Annotated in this window: 20 protein-coding genes; 13 read left to right on the plus strand and 7 right to left on the minus strand. The window is 71.1% G+C overall.

Annotated features, from left to right (window positions below):
- Positions 1-12 precede the first annotated feature (12 nt).
- Positions 13-1,110 (plus strand): PrsW family intramembrane metalloprotease, encoded by a 1,098-nt coding sequence (locus ACGFJ2_RS37865; RefSeq protein ID WP_357940221.1) that lies wholly within the window; start codon positions 13-15, stop codon positions 1,108-1,110.
- A gap of 25 nt (positions 1,111-1,135) precedes the next feature.
- Here ACGFJ2_RS37865 and ACGFJ2_RS37870 read toward each other — a convergent pair whose 3' ends face one another.
- The gene (locus ACGFJ2_RS37870) at positions 1,136-2,488 is read right to left on the minus strand and encodes an MFS transporter (RefSeq protein WP_358198409.1); all 1,353 of its coding nucleotides are present in this window, start codon (positions 2,486-2,488) and stop codon (positions 1,136-1,138) included.
- 45 nt (positions 2,489-2,533) lie between these two features.
- Between ACGFJ2_RS37870 and ACGFJ2_RS37875 the strand changes: the two genes are divergently transcribed.
- Positions 2,534-3,052: a helix-turn-helix domain-containing protein gene (locus ACGFJ2_RS37875; RefSeq protein ID WP_357940225.1), complete on the plus strand. Its 519-nt coding sequence runs from the start codon at positions 2,534-2,536 to the stop codon at positions 3,050-3,052.
- Between the two features lie 32 nt (positions 3,053-3,084).
- A complete protein-coding gene (locus tag ACGFJ2_RS37880; protein ID WP_357940227.1) occupies positions 3,085-3,705 on the plus strand; it encodes a pyridoxamine 5'-phosphate oxidase family protein in 621 nt (206 codons plus the stop codon).
- A 10-nt stretch (positions 3,706-3,715) separates the two neighbouring features.
- Here the strand turns inward: ACGFJ2_RS37880 and ACGFJ2_RS37885 are convergent, their stop codons facing one another.
- From ACGFJ2_RS37885 to ACGFJ2_RS37895, 3 genes are all read right to left on the minus strand, one after another.
- On the minus strand, positions 3,716-3,892 hold the full coding sequence (locus tag ACGFJ2_RS37885) for a hypothetical protein (RefSeq protein ID WP_357940229.1): 177 nt from the start codon (positions 3,890-3,892) through the stop codon (positions 3,716-3,718).
- A 347-nt stretch (positions 3,893-4,239) separates the two neighbouring features.
- On the minus strand, positions 4,240-4,683 hold the full coding sequence (locus tag ACGFJ2_RS37890) for a carboxymuconolactone decarboxylase family protein (protein WP_357940232.1): 444 nt from the start codon (positions 4,681-4,683) through the stop codon (positions 4,240-4,242).
- Positions 4,684-4,898: 215 nt separating this feature from the next.
- The gene (locus tag ACGFJ2_RS37895; protein ID WP_358198379.1) at positions 4,899-5,384 is read right to left on the minus strand and encodes a hypothetical protein; all 486 of its coding nucleotides are present in this window, start codon (positions 5,382-5,384) and stop codon (positions 4,899-4,901) included.
- Between the two features lie 81 nt (positions 5,385-5,465).
- Here ACGFJ2_RS37895 and ACGFJ2_RS37900 point away from each other — a divergent pair, with 81 nt between their 5' ends.
- The 3 genes from ACGFJ2_RS37900 to sthA are packed head-to-tail and all read left to right on the plus strand — an operon-like array spanning position 5,466 to position 8,303.
- Positions 5,466-6,596 carry an MFS transporter gene (locus ACGFJ2_RS37900; RefSeq protein ID WP_357940237.1) on the plus strand — a complete coding sequence of 377 codons (1,131 nt, stop codon included), beginning with the start codon at positions 5,466-5,468 and terminating at the stop codon, positions 6,594-6,596.
- Between the two features lie 27 nt (positions 6,597-6,623).
- On the plus strand, positions 6,624-6,872 hold the full coding sequence (locus ACGFJ2_RS37905) for a hypothetical protein (RefSeq protein WP_357940239.1): 249 nt from the start codon (positions 6,624-6,626) through the stop codon (positions 6,870-6,872).
- A gap of 18 nt (positions 6,873-6,890) precedes the next feature.
- Positions 6,891-8,303 carry a Si-specific NAD(P)(+) transhydrogenase gene (gene sthA / locus ACGFJ2_RS37910; protein WP_357940241.1) on the plus strand — a complete coding sequence of 471 codons (1,413 nt, stop codon included), beginning with the start codon at positions 6,891-6,893 and terminating at the stop codon, positions 8,301-8,303.
- Between the two features lie 25 nt (positions 8,304-8,328).
- Here sthA and ACGFJ2_RS37915 read toward each other — a convergent pair whose 3' ends face one another.
- Positions 8,329-9,087, minus strand: coding sequence for a DoxX family protein (locus tag ACGFJ2_RS37915; protein ID WP_358198347.1), 759 nt, complete (start codon positions 9,085-9,087; stop codon positions 8,329-8,331).
- A 35-nt stretch (positions 9,088-9,122) separates the two neighbouring features.
- Complete coding sequence (locus ACGFJ2_RS37920) at positions 9,123-10,652, minus strand: MFS transporter (RefSeq protein ID WP_358198340.1); 1,530 nt, start codon at positions 10,650-10,652, stop codon at positions 9,123-9,125.
- Positions 10,653-10,838: 186 nt separating this feature from the next.
- Here ACGFJ2_RS37920 and ACGFJ2_RS37925 point away from each other — a divergent pair, with 186 nt between their 5' ends.
- From ACGFJ2_RS37925 to ACGFJ2_RS37955, 7 genes are all read left to right on the plus strand, one after another.
- Positions 10,839-12,560, plus strand: a complete 1,722-nt coding sequence (locus ACGFJ2_RS37925) for a BTAD domain-containing putative transcriptional regulator (protein ID WP_393476765.1) — start codon at positions 10,839-10,841, stop codon at positions 12,558-12,560.
- Positions 12,561-12,575: 15 nt separating this feature from the next.
- Complete coding sequence (locus ACGFJ2_RS37930) at positions 12,576-13,472, plus strand: haloalkane dehalogenase (RefSeq protein ID WP_393476768.1); 897 nt, start codon at positions 12,576-12,578, stop codon at positions 13,470-13,472.
- Between the two features lie 64 nt (positions 13,473-13,536).
- Positions 13,537-15,879, plus strand: coding sequence for an AAA family ATPase (locus ACGFJ2_RS37935; RefSeq protein WP_393476771.1), 2,343 nt, complete (start codon positions 13,537-13,539; stop codon positions 15,877-15,879).
- Between the two features lie 112 nt (positions 15,880-15,991).
- Positions 15,992-16,978 (plus strand): ABC transporter permease, encoded by a 987-nt coding sequence (locus ACGFJ2_RS37940; RefSeq protein ID WP_357940253.1) that lies wholly within the window; start codon positions 15,992-15,994, stop codon positions 16,976-16,978.
- A complete protein-coding gene (locus tag ACGFJ2_RS37945; protein WP_357940255.1) occupies positions 16,975-17,853 on the plus strand; it encodes an ABC transporter permease in 879 nt (292 codons plus the stop codon). Before ACGFJ2_RS37940 ends, ACGFJ2_RS37945 begins: the two co-directional genes overlap by 4 nt.
- A complete protein-coding gene (locus tag ACGFJ2_RS37950) occupies positions 17,850-19,874 on the plus strand; it encodes a dipeptide ABC transporter ATP-binding protein (RefSeq protein WP_393476775.1) in 2,025 nt (674 codons plus the stop codon). Before ACGFJ2_RS37945 ends, ACGFJ2_RS37950 begins: the two co-directional genes overlap by 4 nt.
- Before the next feature lie 22 nt (positions 19,875-19,896).
- On the plus strand, positions 19,897-21,594 hold the full coding sequence (locus ACGFJ2_RS37955) for an ABC transporter family substrate-binding protein (RefSeq protein WP_357940260.1): 1,698 nt from the start codon (positions 19,897-19,899) through the stop codon (positions 21,592-21,594).
- A 28-nt stretch (positions 21,595-21,622) separates the two neighbouring features.
- On the opposite strand, the gene ACGFJ2_RS37960 is transcribed toward ACGFJ2_RS37955, so the two are convergent.
- Positions 21,623-22,759: a substrate-binding domain-containing protein gene (locus tag ACGFJ2_RS37960; protein WP_393476778.1), complete on the minus strand. Its 1,137-nt coding sequence runs from the start codon at positions 22,757-22,759 to the stop codon at positions 21,623-21,625.
- Positions 22,760-22,763: the final 4 nt, after the last annotated feature.

Consider the following 22,763-nt stretch of genomic DNA (forward strand, 5'->3'; position numbering starts at 1 on the left):
AGAGGTATGGCGATGACAGTACGGACCCGACCTTCCTCGCTCCCGCAGCGGCCCAGCAAGGCGCTGCTGATCTGCCTGGTGATCTCGAGCGCCCTGGCGGTGATCGTGCTGGTCGCCATGCTGCTGGACGGCGGCCCGATCGGGTTCGGCCTGTCGATGCTGCTGGCGCTGGCGCCCCTGCCGCTGCTGCTCGCGGCGGTGCTCTCGCTCGACCGGCTGGAGCCCGAGCCGGGGCTGCACCTGGGCTTCGCGTTCGCGTGGGGCGCGGGCGTGGCGATCGTGCTGGGCATCGTGCTGACCCTCGCCGGCCAGGCGATGTTCGCCAGGGCCGGCTATGGCGAGCAGGCCGTCGACGAGCTGGGGACGGCCTACCTGGCCCCGGTGATAGAGGAGGCGCTCAAGGGCTCGGCGTTGCTGCTGCTCCTGGTCAGAAGGCGGGAGATCGACGGGCTCACCGACGGCATCGTCTACGGCTCGATGGCCGGCCTGGGCTTCGCGACCGTCGAGAACGTGGGCTACTACGTGAACGCGTTCACCGAGGACGGTGCGGGCGGGACCGTACAGTTGTTCGTGATCAGAGGGCTGATCGACCCGCTCGGCCACCCCGTCTACACCGCGATGACCGGGCTCGGTGTCGCGTACGCGCTCACCCGCCGCGGCCCCGCGCGGTTCGCGGCCATCCCACTCGGCTACCTCGGCGCGGTCCTTCTGCACGGGCTCTGGAACGGCGCCGCCTTGCTCAAGTCGCTCGGCTGGCTGGGCGCGGCCTATCTGGTGATCATGGGAGCGCTCATCGGGCTCGTCCTGGTGACCGTACGCGAGCGCAGGCAGCTGGTGGCCAAGATAGGCACCTACCTGCCCGCGTACCAGCCCACCGGGCTCTTCACCCCACCGGACATCAAGATGCTGAGCACGCTGTCCGCCCGCCGGTCCGCGCGCAAGTGGGCCAAGGGCGCAGGGCTCGGTCGGGCGATGGGCGACTACCAGCAGGCGGCGACCGAGCTGACCATGCTGCACCTGCGCGCCGAACGCGAAGGCGTGGACCCGGCCGGGTTCGCCGCCGAGCGCGACGTGCTGCTCGACGCCTTGAGCCAGGCCCGGCGCTGGTAGCCACTGTCCTCCAAGGGGGCGTGGCTCAGTGGCGGGTGACGAGTGCGGCCACTGCCGTGACCGCCGTCAGCGCGATGCACGCCGCCACCGCGACCACCACCCCCTGCTGCGCCCCGAGCCCGCCGATGACCCCAGCCACCCCGGCCGCCCCCAGTGAGCTGCCCACGTACCGGGCGGTGTTGTTGGCGCCCGACCCCATGCCGACCCGATGCGACGGCACGCTCTCGATCGCCAGATGGGTGATCGAGGAGTTGATCACCCCGGCCCCGGCCCCGCTCACCGCCAGCCCGCCGACCACGAGCGCGGGCACGAACTCCCCGCCCAGGCCCAGCAGTCCGGCGAAGCCCAGCGCCGTCAGCGCCAGCCCGAGCGCCAGCCGCGCGGCCGTGGGCAGCCGCAGGTACCGCGACAGCAGCGAGGCCACGAACGACAGCCCGGACCACAGGACGAACAGCAGCGCGGTCCCGAGCGGTGTCATGCCGTGCGCCGTCTGCAGCACGGTCGGCAGGTAGGTGAGCAGCCCGACCACCGCCGCGCCGACCACCAGCGCCCCACCCGTCGCCACCAGGAACACCGGCCGCCGGAACAGCTCCAGGTCGATCAGCGGCTCCGCCCGCCGCCGCTCGGCCAGCACGAAGGCCGTCACCAGCAGGGCCGCCACCGCGAACGCCACCAGCACCACCGGCCGCGACCAGCCGAGACGGCCCTCGGTCACGCCCGCGAGCAGCGCGGCGACGCCCAGACTGAGCAGCACCACACCGGGCACGTCGAACCGCCTGGGCGTGGGGGAGCGCGACTCCTCCAGCGTGCGCGCCGACACCACGGCCAGGGCCAGCGCGCACGCCGCCATCAGCCAGTACGCCGCCCGCCAGCCGGCCACCTCGGCCAGCACCCCGGACAAAAGCGGCCCCACCATGGTGCCCAGCCCGATCATCGCGCCATAGCGGCCGGTGGCCCGCACCCGCTCCGTCCCCGAGGGGAAGGCGTGGCCCACGATGCCGAGGCTCGCCGCCAGCATCGCCGCGCTCGCGCCGCCCTGCACCAGCCGGGCCGCCACGAACACCACCACCGCCGTGCTCACCGCGGCCACCACACTGGCGACCGCGAGCACGGCCGTGCCCGCCACCAGCACCCGCTTGCGGCCGTAGTCGTCGGCCAGCCCACCGGAGACCAGCAGCAGCGCCGCCAGGCCGAGCGAGATCGAGCCCAGGATCCACACCGGTCCGGTCGGGCCCGCGCCGAGCTCGTGCGCGGTCAGGGGCAGCGTGACCGTCGGCACCGTGAAGTTCGTCAGCACGAGCAGGGGCGCCGACGAGGCCACGGCGAGCGTTCGCCGGAGGGGCGCGATCACCGGCCTTGGTTCAGTGATTGAACTCATGCCGGGCAAGCTACCATAGTTCAATGAACGAACCGATGGGGTCTCATGGCGCTGGGTAAGAACTACGACGCTCAGGACTGCTCGCTGGCCAGGGCGCTGGAGGTGATCGGCGAGCGCTGGACGCTGCTGGTGGTGCGCGACGCGATGTACGGCGTACGGCGCTTCGGCGACTTCCTCGCCCACCTGGACATCCCCCGCGCGGTGCTCTCGCAACGGCTGGCCACGCTCGTCGAGGCGGGCGTCCTCGACAAGCGCCGCTACCAGGACTCGCCGCCGCGCGAGGAGTACGTCCTGACCCCCGTGGGCCATGAGCTCTGGCCGCCGGTCCTGGCCCTGGCCGAGTGGGGCGAGCGCCACCTGTCCGGGACCGGCCCGCGCCGCGTCTTCCACCACTTGGCCTGCGGCTCCCGTATCGACGGCGCCGCCCGCTGCGCCGCCTGTGACGTGCAGGTGCCGATCGGGGAGACGGAGGTACGCCCCGGACCGGGTCTGAAGGGCATCAGGAACGATCCGGTCAGCGTTGCCTTGCGTACCCCTCATCGGATGCTCCACCCGATTCCCTGAGAGAATTGGCCAAACCCTCGAAGGGAGACGGCATGAGCTGGGTGGAGATCGAGTCGGAAGCGGAACTGCGCGAACTACTGGGCGAGGTAATGCCGCGCGCGGCCACCAAGGACCGGCCGAAGCTGCACGAGCGCGACAGACAGTGGCTGGCGAGCTCGCCGTTCTGCCTGATCGCCACCTCCGACGCCGACGGCACCTGTGACGTCTCGCCCAAGGGTGACCCGGCCGGGTTCACGTACGTCATCGACGACACCACGATCGCCATCCCCGACCGGCCGGGCAACCGCCGGGCGGACGGCTTCCGCAATGTCCTGAAAAATCCGCACGTGGGGTTGATTTACCTGATCCCTGGGCGCAACGAGACGCTGCGGATCAACGGCCGCGCCCGGCTGATCAGCGAGGCGCCGTTCTTCGACGACATGATCGTGAAGGGCCATCGCCCGCACCTGGCGCTCGTGGTGGAGATCGAGCAGATCTTCTTCCACTGCGCCAAGGCGTTCCTGCGCTCGGCGCTGTGGAAGCCCGACAGCTGGGAGTCCGACGCGCTGCCCTCGCACGCGACCCTGGTCAAGGACGTGCAGAAGGTCGAGGAGACGCTCGAGCAGCTGGAGAGCTACTACGGCGAGACCTACACCAAGAAGCTCTACGGCTGACCGTCGGGAATCAGGCGGCGGGGGTGGGGCCGTCGGGGAGCCGGATGACGTTGCGGCCACTGTAGGCTTGGAGATCGACGACCTTGGGGTCGTGCTCGCGCACGACGGGCCTGTGGCGCTCTCCCGACCGGATGTCGCGGATCTTGTGCCGGGCGACGTGTGGCGGCACCACCACTAGTCTCTTCATCGTGAGCCCCCCGTGACGTTCTTGTTACCTATGTTATCTACAGCTGCCTCGGTAAGATAGGTGTAAGTGGCGATTCAGTAAGGGAGTCGGCGGCCCGATGGGGACCGCAGGTCCAGGCCCGTGTTCCGGTCCTGTCGCCGCTTCGCCGACTTGACGATCCGCACGCGTCTCATGATCTGCCCCCTCTCGCGCTCGCCTTCGACAGCCTCTATGTGCACTGTGCGCGCCACCGCTTGACGGTGGCTTGGCGGCGAGTTGCAGCCGCCATGTGCCACAACCTAACCGGGGCCGTCCGGCCGTTCCATGCATTTCTACCGGGGGGAGGCGCCTCCCCCCGGCAGAATTACTCAGGCGCCGGGCGTGAGCCTGGCCGTGACGCCGATCCGGTTCCAGGCGTTGATCATCGCGATGGCCACGATCAGCGAGGCGAGCTGCTGCTCGTCGTAGTGTTCGGCCGCCTCCTGCCACACCTCGTCAGGGACGGCCGCCCGGTCGGCCAGCCTGGTCGCCTCCTCGGTCAGCGCGAGCGCGGCCTTCTCCGCCGGGGTGTAGACCGTCGCCTCGCGCCAGGTGGCCACGGACCAGAGCCGCTCGTCGCTCTCGCCCGCCTTCTTCATGGCCCGGCTGTGCATGTCGGCACAGTAGCCGCAGCCGTTGATCTGGCTGGCCCGCAGCTTGACCAGCTCAATCGTGCCGACCGGCAGCCCGCACGCGTGCAGATACTTCTCCACGGCGAAGAACGCCTGGTAGGCCTCGGGGGCGAGCTTCATGACGTTGAGCCGCTGAGACATAGGGACCTCCATCGGTAAGTCGTGACATGGGGAAGACGCGACAGGGCACCGATGTGTGACAACTTCGGCATCGCCCGTACGCACGACATGTCGCTGACCAAGACCGGGGAGGTGGCGGGGACGCCCGGCTACATGCGCCCGAGGCGTTCACCGGAGGGCCGGGACGCCCGCAGACGGGCCCGTCCGCGCGGCCGGCGCGGACGGGCCGGTGGGGGTCAGCCGGCGCAGTTGCCCCAGGAGTTGCGGCCGCCGCGGGCCTCGACGCGGCCGCTGGGGTCGCGGGTCCAGCCCCAGTACTTCACGCACTTCCAGCTGCCGTCGACGTGACCGGTCTCGGCGTAGAAGCGGTACTTCTGCACGTCCTCGGACCGGCCGCCGCCCCGCACCTCGATGCTGGCGCCCGTGGTGGTCTTGGTGCTGAGGTAGGCCGTCTTGATGGCGGCCACGCAGTTCTTCCCGGAGCGCTTGTTATACATGAGGTACACGTGTCCGAACACCGCGCCCTCGCGCGTCCTCATCGCGCGGTGACCGTCCTTGACCCGGCGGAAGCCAGGGCCGCACACCCTCTCCGGCGAGTACGGGGCGGCGCTCGCGGAGGCGGCGGCGCTGACCGGAGCGGTGGGGGCGGCAGTGGCGGCTGCGGGGGTAGCGGCGATCCCGGCGGCGGCCAGACTGGCCGCGATGACCGTTCGCGTGAGCACGATAAACCCTTCGATGGAGGATATTTAGGACATTGACGATCTTTACTGGCACACAACCGTAATGCACGGCGAGGGGGGTTGGTGGGGGAACGCGGCATACCGCTGATCGCGGTCAGCGCGGCCTGGGGCGGGTTCTGGGGCTCCTGGTCGGCGCTGCTACCGGCGATCAAGGAACAACTCGGCGCGTCCACGGCCGACCTCGGGCTGGCACTGAGCGCGGTGCCGGTGGGGGCGATTCCGGCCATGGCGGTTGCCGGGCGGCTGGCCGGCGGCAGGGAGCGTACGGCGCTGATCGCGGTCACCGTGGCCTTCGCGCTGAGCGTGGCGGCCATCGCGCCCGCCGGCTCGCCGGTGGCGCTCGGGCTGACGCTGCTGCTGGTCGGCATGGCCAGCGGGGCGCTCGACATCGCCCTGAACCTGGCCACCGGCCGGGCCGAGCGGGAGAGCGGGCGCCGGCTGTTCCAGGCGGTGCACGCCGCCTTCCCGGTCGCCGTGATCGTCGCCGCTCCCGCCACCGGGCTGGCCCGGTCGCTGGGCATGAGCACCGGCGCGGTGCTGGTGACGGCGGCGGTCATCGTCATCGCCTCGTCGCTGTCCTTGACCGCCCTGCGCATCGGCCGGGGACTGCCCGCCGCCGGGGGAGCGGGCGGCAGGCGGCGGTGGCGGGTCGCCCTCGTGCTCGGCGCGCTGGCCGCGTGCGTGCTGATCATCGAGAACTCGGTCGAACAGTGGTCGGTGTTGCTGCTCGAAGACCACCGGGGAGCCTCGGCACTGGTGGCGAGCGCGGCCCCGGCCGTCTACATGGCGGCGCTCACCCTGGGCCGGATCGTCGCGCACGCGCTGCCCCGGCTCACGCTGCGGACGTTCTACCTGGTGAGCGGGGTGGGTGGCGTCGCGGGCATGGCGCTGGCGGGGCTCGGCGGCTCGGTCCTGGCCTCGATGGCGGGGTTCGCGCTGACCGGGCTCGCGCTCGGGCCGCTGGTGCCCGCCGTGCTCAGCCGCGCGGCGGCCGACGACGCGAGCGGGGTGCTGGTGTCCACGGTCTCCGCGATCTCCTACACCGGGTTCGTCATCAGCCCGCTGCTCGTGGCCGCCCTGACGGCCCGGGTCGGCCTGCCGGGCGCGCTCGCCGCGCTGGGACTGCTGGCGGTGCCCCTGGTGGCCGGCTACCTCGGTGTACGGACGGAAAATTGCCGTCCGTTGAGGCAATGAGGAGGGGGAAGCGGGTATTCCCCGGCCATGGCCGTCTGCGAAGCGTGTGGCAACGATTACGACATGTCCTTCGAGGTGCACGCCCAGGGGGCGGTGCACACGTTCGACTCCTTCCAATGCGCCATCCAGTCCATGGCGCCCATCTGCGAGCACTGCGGCACCCGGGTGATCGGGCACGGAGTCCAGTCGGGCGATCACTGGTACTGCTGTGCCCACTGCGCCCGCCAGGAGGGCACCCAGGGAATCGTCGATCGTGTCATGGCGGGGATGTCCTGATAGGTGGACACTTGATGTGTGGCCCCTTTTGATTTTGATGTCCTCGTACTCGGGACCGGCCCCGGCGGGCAGAAGGCAGCGATCGCCGCGGCGAAGCTCGGCAAGCGGGTCGCGGTCGTAGAGAAGACGCACATGCTCGGCGGCGTGTGCATCAACACCGGGACGATCCCCTCCAAAACCCTGCGTGAAGCGGTCCTCTACCTCACGGGCCTCAACCAGCGGGAGCTGTACGGGGCGAGCTACCGGGTGAAGGAAGAGATCACGGTCGCCGACCTCGGCATGCGCACCCAGCATGTGATCGGCCGCGAGATCCAGGTGATCCGCAGCCAGCTCGGCCGCAACCACGTGACGATGCTGCAGGGCACCGGCCGGTTCCTCGACCCGCACACCATCGGGATCACCGGCGACGAGGAGGAGAAGAAGGTCACGGCCGACAAGATCGTGATCGCCACGGGCACCTCGCCGGCCCGTCCGTCCAGTGTGGAGTTCGACGACAAGACGGTCATCGACTCCGACGCGATCCTGCACCTCGACCGGGTGCCCGAGACTCTGGTCGTCGTCGGGGCGGGGGTCATCGGCATCGAGTACGCCTCGATGTTCGCGGCGCTGGGCACCAAGGTGACCGTGGTCGAGCGGCGCGACCGGATGCTGGAGTTCTGCGATCTGGAGATCGTGGAGGCGCTGAAGTACCACCTGCGGGACCTGGCCGTCACCTTCAGGTTCGGGGAGAACGTCGCCGCGGTCGAGCGGCGGCCCCGTGGGGCGCTGACCGTACTGGAGAGCGGGAAGAAGATCCCCGCCGACTGCGTCATGTACTCGGCCGGCCGTCAGGGAAAGACCGAGGAGCTGTGCCTGGAGGCGGCCGGGCTCGCCGCCGACGACCGGGGCCGGATCAAGGTGGACGAGAACTACGCCACGCCCGTCCCGCACATCTACGCCGTCGGCGACGTCATCGGCTTCCCCGCGCTGGCCGCCACCTCGATGGAGCAGGGCCGGCTGGCCGCGCAGCACGCCTGCGGCGAGCCGGTCGAGGAGACGAACGAGCTGCCGCCGATCGGCATCTACACCATCCCGGAGATCAGTTTCGTCGGGAAGTCCGAGGACGACCTGACCCGGGACAAGATCCCCTTCGAGGTGGGCATCTCGCGCTACCGGGAGCTGGCTCGCGGGCAGATCATCGGCGACTCCTACGGCATGCTCAAGCTGCTGGTCTCCTCCGAGGACCGGCGGCTGCTGGGCGTCCACGTGTTCGGCACGGGCGCCACTGAGCTCGTCCACATCGGGCAGACCGTCATGGGCTGCGGCGGCACGGTCGACTACCTGGTCAACGCCGTGTTCAACTATCCGACGCTCGCCGAGTCCTACAAGGTCGCCGCCCTGGACGCGATGAACAAGATGCGGGTGATCGCCCGGCTGACGGCCGAGCTGTGACCCGGTGACCGCCTCCCGGCGGGGGTCACTCGTCGGTGGTCGTGCGGCGGCCGCGGGCCGGGGGCTTCTTGCGCCCGGCCACGAGCGTGTCGCCCGACGCGGGCGAGGGAGTGGGCTCGTCCCCGGGCTCGCTCGACGGCCGGCGCGGCCGGGCGTGCGGTGCCGTGTCCTCCTGCGCGGAGCTCTCCGGCTCGCTCTCGGAGCGTGAACTCGACGACGACCGCGTTCCTGACGACTTGCCGCTCGACGAGCCACCAGAACTCGAGGACCCTGAGGACCCTGAGGACTTGGGCCGGGCGGGCGGGCGGAACCCGGGAGCGTCCGGGTCGCGCAGCGCCGCGATGACCTCGTCGGCCTCCGTCTCGGCGGCGAACTCGTTCGCCGCCGCCGATTCCCTGCGCCGGATCACCACCAGGTGGTCCACGGAGACCCGCCCGGCCCCCACCACGGCCAGCAGCAGCGCGGCCACGCCCAGCAGGATCAGCTCGTTCGTGGTGATCGGGTTGAGCGGCGGCGCGATCAGGAAGACGGCCAGGGACTCGGCGAAGAGGATCAGCCCCATCACCGACACGATCAGTCCGGCGATCAGCAGTGCCCCGCCGATCAGCTCGGTGAGCATGGTGACCGTGGCCCAGGCGCGCGGCGCGGGCGCGCCCTGCGCGAGGAATTTCGCCCCCGTGGCGTTCAGGCCGTCTTCGAGCTTGGTCCAGCCGTTGGCGAAGCAGATGCCGCCCACGCCGATGCGGGCGACCAGGGAAGCGAGATCATGGAGGGACTGTCTCACGGTTGTTGTCTGCCCTAAGCGGGACATCACACACCTCAATCACGGCGCAGCAGCGTGGCCACGGCGATGGCGGTCAGGCTGAGCAGAACGACGCTCACGACGACGGTCGTGTGCAGGGCATTGACGAAGGCCCACCGGGCGGCGTCGAGCAGCGCACCGCCGGCGCCACCGCCGACCTTGTCGGCGACGTGCGCGGCGCTGGCGAGAGACTGCCTGGCCTCGTCCATGCCACCGCCGGACACTCCGGGAACGGCGGGCAACGCGGGCGCGTAGGCGATCGTGGTGATCGTGCCGAGCACGGCGACCCCGAGCCCGGCGCCGAGCTCGTAGGCGGTCTCCTCGATGGCCGCCGCCCCGCCCGCCTGGGCCTCGGGGGCCGAGGACATGATCGTGTCAGAGGCGGCGAGCAGCGCCACCTGTACGCCGAACCCGACGCCCACGAAGCAGACCGAGAGCATCACGGGATGCGCCTCGACGCCCCAGGTGAGCGTGGGGGTGAGGGCGAGCGCGACGAGGCCGAGCCCGCCGCTCATGGTGGCGCGCAGGCCGATCCGGGGCAGCAGGTGCGCCGCGGCCAGCCCGCCGCAGATCGCCGAGATCACCAGCGGCAGCATCCGTACGGCGGCCAGCAGCGGAGTGTCGCCGAGCACGAGCTGCAGGTATTGCGCCAGCATCAGCTGCAGCCCCACCAGCGCGAACACACCCAGCAGCACCCCGGCGACCCCGGTGCCGAACTCACGCCGCCGGAACAGCCCGACCTCCAGCAGCGGCGAGGCCAGCCGCAGCTGCCGCCGGACGAACCAGACGAGCAGCCCCACCCCGGCGAGGAAGACCAGGACGGAGGCCCCGAACGGGATCAGGCTGCCCGCTCCCGCCTCCTTCAGCCCGAACGCCACCGCCAGGATGCCGAACACGGACAGCGCGGCGCTGAGACGGTCCCACGGCTGCCCGCCACGGTGCCGCGACTCCGGCAGCAGCCGGGCGGCGGCGGGCAGCAGCACGAGCAGGATGGGCACGTTGATCAGGAAGACCGCGCCCCACCAGATGCCGACGAGCACCCCGCCGATCAGCGGCCCCACGGCGGCTCCCGCCGCGGCGACCGCGCTCCAGACGCCCAGCGCGATGGCCCGCTCACGCCGGTCGGGGAAGACCTGGCGGATCAGCGACAGCGTGGCCGGCATGATCATTGCGCCGCCCACCCCGAGCAGCGCCCTGGCCAGGATCAGGACCAGCGGCGTGGGAGAGAAGGCGGCGACGGCCGAGGCCACGCCGAACAGCACGTAACCCGCCAGCACCAGCCGCTTGCGCCCGTAGCGGTCGCCGAGCGTGCCGAACAGGAGCAGCAGTGGCGCCACGACCAGCGAGTAGATGTCGATGATCCAGAGCAGTTGCACCGCCGTCGGCTCCAGCGCCGCGGTGAGAGTGGGCACGGCGATGTGCAGGACGGTCGCGTCCACGGTGATCAGGAGCAGACTCAGGCAGAGCAGCACCAGGATGGACCAGCGGTTGTCCCGATTTTGCTGAACCGCGCGCCGGAGGACCGGGGCGGCCTGAGTGACGGTCATGGGGCCTCCTTGCAGGCCGATCCGATCTCACGCAAGGCCCACATGAACTTGCGTGGCAGCTTAGGCCATGCCATCCACTCGGGACAGCGGTATCGGCCGATCCACGGCCTGAGGCACCTCTCTAGAGAGACACAGCCATATGTCCCGGCCTATCCATCTCTGTCCGGTCAGCCGATCATGGGGTCCGTGGGGACCGCCGAAAGTGCCGACAGGACCGACAGATCCCCCCGCGAATGGTGTGAAGAGGCGGTCACCAGACTCCAGGCGGGCCGCCCCGAGGCCGCGCTGGAGGCCGCTCGCACGGCCGCCGACATGGACCCGGCCAACGAGTGGGCCTACCGCCTGATCAGCCTCGCGCTGGAACGCCAGGGCCGCGACGCCGACGCGGTCGCGCCCGCGGAGCAGGCGGTGCGCCTCGCTCTGGGCTCCTGGCCGGCCCGGCTGCGGCTGGGCACCGCGCTGCGCCGCGTCCCCGGCCACTGGGACGAGTCCGTCGAGCAGGCGGCGCTGGCCCGCGCGTACGCCCCCGAGGAGGCCGCCCCTCACGTGCTGCGCGGCGACCAGGCGCTGCTCCGCGCCGAGCACGCGCCCGCCCGGCGCGCCTACCTGACCGCGCTCGACCGGGATCCCGCCCATCCGCAGGCCCGCGTCAACCTCGGATTGACGCTGCTGCGCTGGGACCGCCTCCCCGCCCACCGCGACCCCGCCTGGCCGATCGACCCGCGCGAGAGCGGCCGGGCCAGACGGGCGCTGGAGGTCTGGTCGCGCCAGTCCCGCCTGCTGGTCGCGCTCGCGACGATCGCCATCGTCGTGGCCGCCCTGGGCTTCGACCGAGGCGGCGAGGGCCGGCTCGGCGGCCTCCTGGTGCTGGTCCTGCTCGTCCCGATCACGCTCAGGCAGGTGCGCAGAGTAGGGGTGTGGTCCTACGTCCCCGCCATGCTCGGCCGTGACCCCTGGCTGGGCGCCGCCCTGGCCTCGGCCGTCGCGTCGGTGGCCGCGTTCGCGGGCTGGCTGACGATGGGCGCGCTGCCGGACCTGCCGACGGCGTTCGACCCGGTCTGGGCTGCTCTGGCGGGCGTGGTGGTGCTCGGCTGGCCGGTGACGGCGGGCATGCGCGCGCTGGCCGAGCTCTGGCGCGGCAGCCCGATGCGGGCCCTGGCCCAGTTCGCCCGGGTGCCCGCCGAGCGCACGGCCAGGCGGAACACGGGGGTCACGCTCTGGATCATGCTCGGCAGGACGTGGTCGGTGCTGGTGCCCCTGGTGTGCGGGGCGCTGGCAGTGGAGCCACGGGCCGCCGTGCTCGCGGTGGCGGTGCCGTACCCGCTGCTGGTCTCCTACCGGCGGGTCCGCCATCGCGAGGACAGATGGCTGCCGGTCGCGACCGGCCTGGTCGTGCTGGCGTCCGTGGCCTGCGCGGCGGGCGGCCTGCTGGGACTGGTCTGGGCCTGGCGGGCCGGGCTCGGCGCGCTCTGCGCGGCGGTGGCGGTGTTCGCGCTGCGCGCCGCGCGCGCCTGGTGGCGCGGCGGGCCGGGGCCGTGGCGCGCGTCACTGATCATGTGCGACCTGCCCACCGGCGACGCCCCGTCCGTCGCGCTCACTCCGGAGGTACGCCAGGCGTTCACGTACGCCAGGAGCGTCGTGCTGTCCTTCGGCGACTCCCTCGGCCCGCGCGTCGTGGGCACGGCGGCGACCGTCACCCCGTCGGGAGAGCTCAGACTGGTCGCCGAGACGCAGGCGCGGGCGGCCGTCGAGGCGGATCCACGGGTGGCGGTCTTCGCCGCCGACCCGCTGCAGCGCAGGTATTGGGTGGAGGTGCGCGGCATCGCCGTGGCCGATTCGGACCTGCTGCGGGTCACTCCCAAGCAGGTGCTCATGGGGGAGTTTCCCGGGCGGCACCAGCGGCGCTAGCTAGAATATCGTTCTATGCGGACCCTCCGTACCCCCGAAGAGCGTTTCGCCGACCTGCCCGACTTCCCCTACGAGCCGCGCTACGCCGAGGTGGCCGACGGCCTGCGCATGGCCTACGTCGAGACGGGCCGCGCCGACGGGGCGCCGGTGGTGCTGCTGCACGGCGAGCCGACCTGGTCCTTCCTCTACCGGCACGTCATGCGCGAGCTGGCGGCGGCCGGGCTGCGGGCCATCGCCGTCGACCTGGTGGGCTTCGGCCGCTCCGACAAGCCGGCCGAACGGGCCGACCACACCTACACCAGGCACGTCGAGTGGACCCGCGCGCTGCTGTTCGACGCGCTCGGGCTGACCGGCGTCACCATGGTCGGGCAGGACTGGGGCGGCCTGATCGGGCTGCGGATCGCCGGTGAGCATCCGGAGCGCATCGCCAGGATCGTCGCGGCCAACACGGGCTTGCCGACGGGTGACATTCCCATGCCCGAGTTGTGGCATCGCTTCAAAGACGCGGTGATGAACGCTCCCGCGCTGGACATCGCCAGATTCGTCCAGTCGGGCTGCAAGACCGAACTTTCCGCGGCCGTGCGCGCCGCCTACGACGCCCCCTTCCCTGACGAGTCGTACAAAGCCGCCGCGAAGGCCATGCCGGGGCTCGTGCCGATCACCCCCGACGACCCCGCCGCGCCCGCCAACCGCGCCGCCTGGCAGGTCCTCACCACGCTCGATCGCCCCTTTTTGGTGGCCTTCTCCGACGGAGATCCGATAACGGGGGGTATGGCGCCGATCCTCATGAAGTCGATGGCGGGCGCGGCGGGACGCGCTCATCCGGTGATCACGGGCGCCGGACACTTCCTCCAGGAGGACGCGGGCGGCGAACTCGGCCGCCACATCGCACGATTCGTCACCGGCACCTAGCGTGTCAGGTCCGCCCAATCGTCGGTCTGGTGCGGTATAACCAGGGGCGGACCGGGGAGGCGTGATGCGTGAGTCCGGCAGGGCCCAGACCGCAGGGCGGACCGCGGCGCGGGATCTGTTTGAACAGGTGCGGCTGCGCTATTTCCATCTTCCCCCGGCCATGCGCCGGGTGATGCACGTGGTCGTGCTCATCGCCACCGTCGGCGTGGCCGCCGCGCTCGGCTGGGACCTGTTCAAGACCTTTCTCATCACCCTGCTGGTGCTCGCGTTCCTCGCGCTGACGCTGCGCTTCCCGCGCGCCGCCGCGACCGTGCTGGTGCTCATCGGCTGGTGCGCGCTGCTGCCGGTGTTCTACGCGCTCCTCCCGCCGCCCTCACTGGCCCCCACGCTGTTGATGATGCTGGCCGTGCCCGTCGCCGCCGCCGCGCACCTGATCCGCTGGGTGACGCCGTGGCTGAGCGTGCTGATGGCGCTCGTCCCCGCCGGGGCGCTCGCCGCGGCCATTTCCTTCGTCTCCGACGCCGCCGCGGTCTGGGTCGCCTACGGCGCGGCCACCGCCGTCCTCGTCCAGCGCTTCATCGCCGCCCGCCGGGCCAGGAACGCGCTCAGCGCCGAGGAGCAGGTCCGGGTCAGGGCCCGCGACGGCCGGCCGGAGGCGCCGCCCGAGAAGGCCGGCGGGCTGCCCGACATCTCGGTGGAGGAGGCGCTGGCCGAGCTGGAGGGCATGATCGGGCTCGCTCCGGTCAAGGAGCAGGTCCGCTCGATCGCCGCCTCCATCGAGGCGTCCCGCCTGCGGGCCGAGGCCGGCTACAAGGCCGGCCGCCCGACCAGGCACCTGGTCTTCCTCGGCCCGCCCGGCACGGGCAAGACCAGCGTGGCCCGCACGGTGGCGAAGATCTTCTACGCGTTCGGCCTGCTCGAGACGCCCTTCGTGGTCGAGGCGCAGCGGGCCGACCTGGTGGGGGAGTTTCTGGGCGCGACCGCGATCAAGACCAACGAGCTGGTCGACCGGGCACTGGGCGGCGTGCTGTTCATCGACGAGGCGTACGGACTGATCAACTCCTCCGACGGCCAGCCCGACAGGTTCGGCGCCGAGGCCGTGCAGACGCTGCTCAAGCGGGCCGAGGACGACCGCGACCGGCTGATCATCATCCTGGCCGGCTACGAGCAGGAGATGACCTCGTTCCTGTCCAGCAACCCCGGCCTGGCCAGCAGGTTCGCCACCCGGGTGCGCTTTCCGAGCTACTCGCCCGGTGAGCTGGCGGAGATCACCGAGCTGCTCCAGCGGCACCGGGGCGACACGATGGCGCCCGACGCGCGCGCCGCGCTGCTCGGCCTGTTCGAGGACGTCCAGCGGCGCGGGCTGGTCGACGAGCTGGGCAACGCCAGGTTCGTCCGCAGCCTCGTCGAGGCCGCCGCGACGGCCCGTGACGTGCGCGTCGTGGGCGCGGGCGGGACGCCGACCACCGAGGACCTCGTCACCACCACGACCGCCGACGTCACCAAGGCGTTCGACGAGCTGACCGCCCGCTTCCGCGGCTACGAGGACACCCCCACCATCGAGGAAGCGCTGGCCGACCTCGACCGGATGGCCGGGCTCGAGCCGGTCAAGCGGCAGGTGCACGCCATCGCCGCCCAGCTCCAGGTCGCCCGGATGCGCCAGGAGCGCGGGCTGCCCACGCCGCCGCAGACGCGCCACTTCGTGTTCGCGGGCCCGCCGGGCACCGGCAAGACCACAGTGGCCAGGGTCATCGGCCGCATCTTCGCCGCGCTCGGGCTGCTGGCCAGGCCCGACGTGGTCGAGGCACAGCGGGCCGACCTGGTCGGCCAGCACCTCGGCGCCACCGCGATCAAGACCAACGAGCTGGTCGACCGGGCGCTGGGCGGCGTGCTGTTCATCGACGAGGCCTACAGCCTGGTCAACCCGGGCTACTCCGGCGGCGACGCGTTCGGCGCCGAGGCCGTGCAGACGCTGCTCAAGCGGGCCGAGGACGACCGCGACCGGCTCGTCATCGTGCTGGCCGGCTACCAGCGCGAGATGGACACCTTCCTGGCCACCAACCCCGGCCTGGCCAGCCGGTTCAACCAGCGGGTCGCCTTCCCCAGCTACTCCGCCCGGGAACTGTCCGAGATCGCCGTGCTGCTGGCCGACAAATCGGGCGACCGCTTCGACGAGGCGGCGCTGCGCGACCTCGACGAGGTCTTCGCCTGGGTCTGCGACGAGCGGCTGATCGACGGGCTCGGCAACGGGCGCTTCGCCAGGTCGCTGTTCGAGCGCGCGGCCATGCGCCGCGACGTACGGCTCGCCGCTCTGGCGGGGGGTGGCGGGTCGGCCAGCTCGGCGGAGCTGACGACCATCACCAGCGACGATGTCCGCATGGCCGTGGACGAACTTTCCGGACGTTAGACAGCGAACTTTCCGGACGTTAAGCAGACTGCAGTTTGGTAGTTCCGTGCGCCCCGATGCTCGCATGGTGTAGCAATATGACTACACATCGTGCGCGCCGAAGGGGAGGGCGATGGCGGGGTTCCTGGCCCGCAGGCTGCTCAACTATCTGGTGCTCGTGGCCGTCGCAGCCAGCCTCGCCTACATGCTCGCGGCCAGCGCCCTCGATCCGCGCTCCAACTACGCCGACCGGACCCCCAAGCCGCCGCCGGCCGTCGTGGACGCCCAGCTCACCGCGCTCAACCTCAACGACCACACGCCGCTGCTCCAGCGCTACGCGACGTGGGCGGGCGGCGTGGTGCAGGGCGACTTCGGCCGTACGGTCACCGGCTCGCCGGTCAACGAGGACCTCAAACGACGCATGGGTGTCACCTTCCGGCTGGTCATGCTCGGGCTGATCTTCGGCAGCCTGCTGGGGGTGGTCGTCGGGGCCGCCGCCGCGGTCAAGCAGTACGGGTGGTTCGACCGGTTGTCGACAGGGATGTCGTTCCTGGTGCTCGCGATGCCGGTGGTCGTGCTGGCCAACATGCTGATCCTGCTCGGCACCCTGGCCAACGATCGGCTCTTCGGGCACCGGCTCTTCCTGGTCAGCGGCGAATACAGCGACGGGCTCGACACCGGCTTCTGGGGGACCGTGAGCGACCGGCTGCGGCACCTGATCCTGCCGACGATCTCGCTGTCGCTGGGGCTGACCGCGGTCTTCAGCCGCTACCAGCGCAACACCATGCTCGACGTGCTCGGCGCCGACTTCGTCCGCACCGCCATGGCCAAGGGGCTGAGCAGGAGCCAGGCGCTCATCCACCACGCCCTGCGCACCGCCCTGATCCCCGTCGCGACCTACTTCGCGTTCACCTTCGGCGCCCTGCTGACCGGCGCGACGTTCACCGAGAAGATCTTCGGCTGGCACGGGCTGGGCGAACAACTGATCAACTCCATCTTCACCAACGACGTCAACACCGTGGCGGCCATCGCCTTCATCGCCGCGATCGCGGTGCTGTGCGCGTCCCTGGCGGCCGATCTGCTGCACGCCGCCCTCGACCCCCGGGTGAGGGCCGGATGACGGCGCTGCTCGTCGGTAGACGGGCTCCCTCGCGGCTGCGGGTGGTCGCCTGGAGGTTCTTCCAGTCCACGCAAGGGCGGATCGGCTTCGGCGTGCTCGTGCTGCTGTTCCTGCTGGCCTTCGCCGGGCCGGCACTCAGCCCGTGGTCCTACACCGACAAGGACTTCGCCGCCTTCCTCAGCCCGCCGTCGGCCGAGCACTGGTTCGGCACGCTGCAGACCGGCGCCGACGTCTACGCGGTGACGCTGCGCGGCATGCGCAAGTCGCTGATCGTCGGGCTGCTGGCCGCGCTGGTGTCCACCGCGCTGGCCGCCGTCGTCGGGGCGTTCGCCGGCTACTTCCCCGGCTGGACCGACCGGACGCTCACCTGGGGCGCCGACCTGCTCCTGGTGCTGCCCGCGTTCCTGATCCTGGCCGTCATGTCGCCGCTGTTCGGGGCGGGGCAGTGGGTGCTGTTCGTGATCATGCTGGCGTTGTTCCTCTGGATGGTCACCTCGAAGATCGTCAGGGGGATGACGATCTCGCTGAAGCAGCGGGAGTTCATCCAGGCCGCCCGGTTCATGGGCGTCTCGCCGGTGCGCATCATCTTCCGGCACATCATCCCCAACCTGTCGTCGCTGCTGATCGTCGACGCCACCCTCAACGTCAGCGCGGCCATCCTCACCGAGACCTCGCTGTCCTACTTCGGTTTCGGCATCCAGCCGCCCGACGTCTCCTTCGGCACGCTCATCGCCGACGGCTCCCGGACCGCCCTCTACGCGCCGTGGACGTTCTGGTTCGTCGCCGGGCTGCTGGTGGTCACCGTGCTCGCGGTCAACCTCATCGGCGACGCGCTGCGCGACGCCTTCGATCCCGCCTCCCGGAGGCCACGGTGACCCCCGTCCTTGAGGTCACCGACCTCAACGTCTCCTTCGGCGACGTGGCGGCCGTACGCGGCGTCAGCTATGCCGTACGCCAGGGCGAGGTGCTCGGCATCGTCGGCGAATCGGGCTCCGGCAAGTCCGTCACCTCGGCCGCGGTCATGGGCCTGCTGCCGCCGGGCGCCACGGTCACCGGCTCGGTGCGGCTGCACGGCAAGGAGCTGATCGGCGCCCGGCAGCGCGAACTGACCGCCTTCCGCGGCAAGACCATGTCGATGGTCTTCCAGGACCCCCTGTCCGCGCTGACCCCCGTCTACCGCGTCGGCGACCAGATCGCCGAGGCCGTGCGCGTCCACCAGAAGGTGACCAAGAAGCAGGCCGCGGCCATGGCCGTCGAGCTGCTCGACCTGGTCGGCATCCCCAACCCCGCCGAGCGGGCCCTGGCCTTCCCCCACGAGTTCTCCGGCGGGATGCGACAGCGCGCGGTGATCGCGATGGCCATCGCCAACGACCCCGACGTGATCATCTGCGACGAGCCGACCACCGCGCTCGACGTCACCATCCAGGCGCAGGTGCTCGAAGTGCTGAAGAAGGCCCAGCGGGAGACGGGCGCCGCGATCGTCATGATCACGCACGATCTCGGGGTGGTGGCCGGGTTCGCCGATCGGGTGCTGGTGATGTACGCGGGCCGGCCCGTCGAGGTGGGCAGCGTGGACGACATCTACTACGGGCCGCGCATGCCCTACACCGTCGGGCTGCTCAGCTCCATCCCGCGCGTCGACACCGACGGACGGCACCCGCTCGTGCCCATCGAGGGCGCGCCGCCGTCGCCCGCGGCGCTGCCGCCGGGCTGCCCGTTCGCGCCGCGCTGCCCGATGCGCATCGACGCCTGCGAGGCCGCCGAGCCGCCGCTGGTCGACGTCGGCCCGGCGCACCAGGCCGCGTGCATCCGCTGGGCGGACGTACGCCCCCGCGTGGCGGCCAAGCACGCGGTCCCCGTCGAGCCGCGCGAGGCACGGCCGCGCCAGGCCCGGCAGCCGGTGCTGAAGGTCGACGGGCTGGTTAAGCGATATCCGCTGCTGCGCGGATCGGTGTTCAAGCACAGGGTCGGCACCGTGCACGCGGTGGAGGGGGTCAGCTTCGACGTACGCGAGGGCGAGACGCTCGGCCTCGTCGGCGAGTCGGGCTGCGGCAAGACCACGACGCTGATGGAGATCCTGGAGCTGGCCGAGCCGCAGGAGGGCCGCATCGTCGTGCTCGGGCACGACACCGCCCGCCTCGGCGGCGCCGAACGGATGGCGATCAGGCGCGACATGCAGGTCGTCTTCCAGGACCCGCTCGCCTCCCTCGACCCGCGCATGACCGTCTACGACATCCTGGCCGAGCCGCTGCGCACCCACGGCAAGGGCGATCCGGGCGGCCGGGTGGCCGAGCTGCTCGACCTGGTCGGGCTCGACCCCTCCCACGCGGCCCGCTACCCGCAGGACTTCTCCGGCGGACAGCGGCAGCGCATCGGCATCGCCCGCGCGCTGGCGCTCGAACCCAGGTTCCTGGCGCTCGACGAGCCGGTCTCCGCGCTGGACGTGTCGATCCAGGCCGGTGTGATCAACCTGCTCGACGCGCTGAAGGCCGAGCTCGGGCTGTCCTACCTGTTCGTCGCGCACGACCTGGCCGTGGTGCGCTACATCGCCGACCGGGTGGCCGTCATGTATCTGGGCAGGATCGCCGAGATCGGGCAGGTGGACGCCGTCTATGACGCTCCCGCGCACCCGTACACACAGGCGTTGCTGTCCGCGATCCCGCTGCCCGACCCGGTCCGCGAGCGCTCGCGCCGGCGGATCCTGCTCGAAGGCGATCTCCCCAGTCCGGCCGACCCCCCGTCGGGCTGCCGCTTCCGTACCCGGTGCCCGAAGTTCAGGGCCGAGCTGACCGATGACGAACGCGCCGTGTGCGTGGCCGTCGAGCCTTCGGTGCACCTGCTCGACAAGGACCAGGGCGCCGCCTGTCACTACGCCGAGAAGCTCGAAGTCACCTAAGCTAAGCGGGAGGATTCGCTCGATGAAAGCATCACGCCTGATCGTGGTCGCCCTGGCCGGCTCGCTGTGCCTGGCGGGTTGCGGCCGGGGCCCTGGCGGCAGCGATGGCCTCGCGGGCGGCCCGCGGGGGGACGAGCGGAACGTCAAGGCGTACGACATCAACCCGCAGCCGCGTGAGAAGGTCAAGGACGGCGGCACGCTGCGCTGGGGCATCAACGAGTTCCCCACCCAGTGGAACAGGAACCACGTCGACGGCAACCTCGCCGTGGCCGCGGTGGTCAGCAACGCGCTGCTGCCCGCGCCGTTCAGATCCGACGAGAAGGCGGACATCACCGCGAACCCCGACTACCTGATCAGCGCCGAGGTCACCTCCCGCGACCCGCACCAGGTCGTCACCTACACGCTCAACCCCAAGGCCAAGTGGTCCGACGGCAAGCCGATCGACTGGGCCGACTACCAGGCCCAGTGGAAGGCGCTCAACGGCACCAACCCCGCCTTCCACATCGTCTCGTCCACCGGTTACCAGGACATCTCCGACGTACGGCGGGGGCGCGACGACTACACGGTCGTCGTGACGTTCGCCCGGCCCTTCGGCGACTGGAAGTCGCTGTTCAGTCCCTTGATGCCGGCCTCCACCAACAGCACCCCCGAGGCCTACAACACCGCCTGGCTGAACAAGATCCCGGTGACGGCCGGGCCGTTCAAGTTCAAGGGCTTCGACCAGACGGCGAAGACGATCACGCTCGTCCGCGACGACACCTGGTGGGGCGACCGGGCCAAGCTCGACCAGATCATCTACCGCGCCTCCGAGCAGGACTCCCTGATCGGCGCGTTCAGCAACGGCGAACTCGACATCACCGACGTCGGCCCGTCGGCGCCCGACTACGCGCGCGCCAAGACCACCCCGGGCGCGACCGTACGTCAGGCGGCGGGCCCCGACTTCCGCCACATCACCTTCAACGGCTCCAGCGACCTGCTGAAGGACCAGCGGGTCCGGCAGGCCATCCAGCTCGGCATCAACCGCCAGGCGATCGCCCAGTCCGACCTGCAGGGCCTCGACTGGCCGATCGCGCTGCTGAACAACCACTTCTTCATGAACACCCAGGAGGGCTACCAGGACAACGCCGGCGCCCTGGGCGTCTACGACCCGGCCCAGGCCAGGCGCCTGCTCGACGCGGCGGGCTGGCCGCTGGGCGGCGGTGGCGTCCGCCAGAAGGACGGCAAGTCGCTCGACCTGCGCTTCGTGGTGCCGTCGGGCGTGCAGACCGGCAAGTCGGAGGGCGAGCTCGCACAGAGCATGCTCGCGCAGATCGGGGTCAAGCTCACCATCCAGGCCGTGCCCAGCGATGACTTCTTCACCAAGTACGTCATCCCCGGCAACTTTGATATGACGCCGTTCGCGTACATTGGCACGCCTTTTCCGGTTTCGAGCAGTTTTGGGATCTACGCCAATTCGCCGAACGGGCAGACGTGGAACGCCAACTTCGGTCGCGTGGGCTCGCCCGAGATCGACGCGGCGATGAACCAGGCCGGCCAGAGCCTCGACCTGAAGCAGGCGCACGCGGACACCAACGCGGCCGACAAGCTGATCTGGCAGGAGGTCAACGTGCTGCCGCTGTACCAGAGGCCGCAGAACGTGGCGGTCAGCGAGACGCTGGCCAACGTGGGGGCCCGCGGCTTCTACGACCTCCGCTACCAGGACATCGGCTTCACCCGCTGAGGTCGGCGCTCGCCTGAACCCCACTCGGTCAGCCGTGCCAGATCCGCTCGTAGGCCGCGCGATAGCCCGGCGGGTCCCACGAGGTGGCGTCGTCGACGTTGCGTTGCGTGGTCAGATGCACCGGCGCGACGTACCCGCTCGGGGGCCGCCCGGCGAACGCGCGGTTGAACTCGTCGACGATCTGGCTGCCCTGCGCGTTCAACGGCTCGGGAACGGTGGCCTGCTGGAACTGGCGGTCCCGGACGCGCTGGAACGCCGACGGGTCGCCGTCACCCGCGCCGATCGCGTACGGGGGCCCATCGCCGGCCTTGCCCGCGGCGCGCAGGGGCGCCGCCGCGTCGGCGAAGTAGAGGTCGTTGATGGCGACCGAGTAGGTCCATCGATCGCCGAAGCGCGACAGGAGCGAGGAGACCGCCTGAGGCGTGCGGCTGCCCGTGTCGGGAAGCGGGATGTTCTGGTACGACAGCAGCGTGACACCGGAGCAGCTCAGCAGCGTTTTCTTGATCAGCTGTGCCTTGTTCTCCGCGAAGGGGATCGACGAGTCGGTGAAGATGACGACTCCCGCGTGCCCCTTCGACCTGGCGATGATCCAGAACGCGCTGATTCTCGCGACCTCCTCCACCCGGGTGGTGATGTTGGTGAAGAGCCTCGGGTTCGCGCCGGGCCCGGGCCGGCTCGCCGCGTGCCACCCGACGAGCGGGATGCGCATGTCACCGGCCCGCTCGATCTGCTCGGTGGCGGAGTTCGGGTCGAAACCGCCGATGACGATCCCCGACGGGCGCAGGGCGACGGCCTGGCCGAGGGCCTCCCGTACCCCGGCCGGAGTGCCCTGCCCGTCGATCACCCGGACGTTCCAGCCGATGGACTCCCCGGCCTCCCGCACCGCGTTGGCCGTGCCCGCGACGCCGGGGTTGGTCATGGTCGCCGCGACGAACACGAGGTTCTTGCCGCGGACCGCTCGCGGACCGCTCGTGGGACCGTTCCAGGGGACGATCCCCTCGGCCCGCGCGACGGCCGGCCCGGCCACGGACAGGACACCGGGACACGAGCTCGCCGACGGGCCCGGTGCGGGGCCGGGAGCCGAACCGGCGGAGCCCCGGGAGCAGCCGCAGGCGAGCGCGCAGGCCACCGCCAGCGCCGTCGCGATGCGTGAGAAGCGGTTCACGCTC

Source organism: Nonomuraea sp. NPDC049028 (genome assembly GCF_043197735.1).
Taxonomy (GTDB): domain Bacteria; phylum Actinomycetota; class Actinomycetes; order Streptosporangiales; family Streptosporangiaceae; genus Nonomuraea.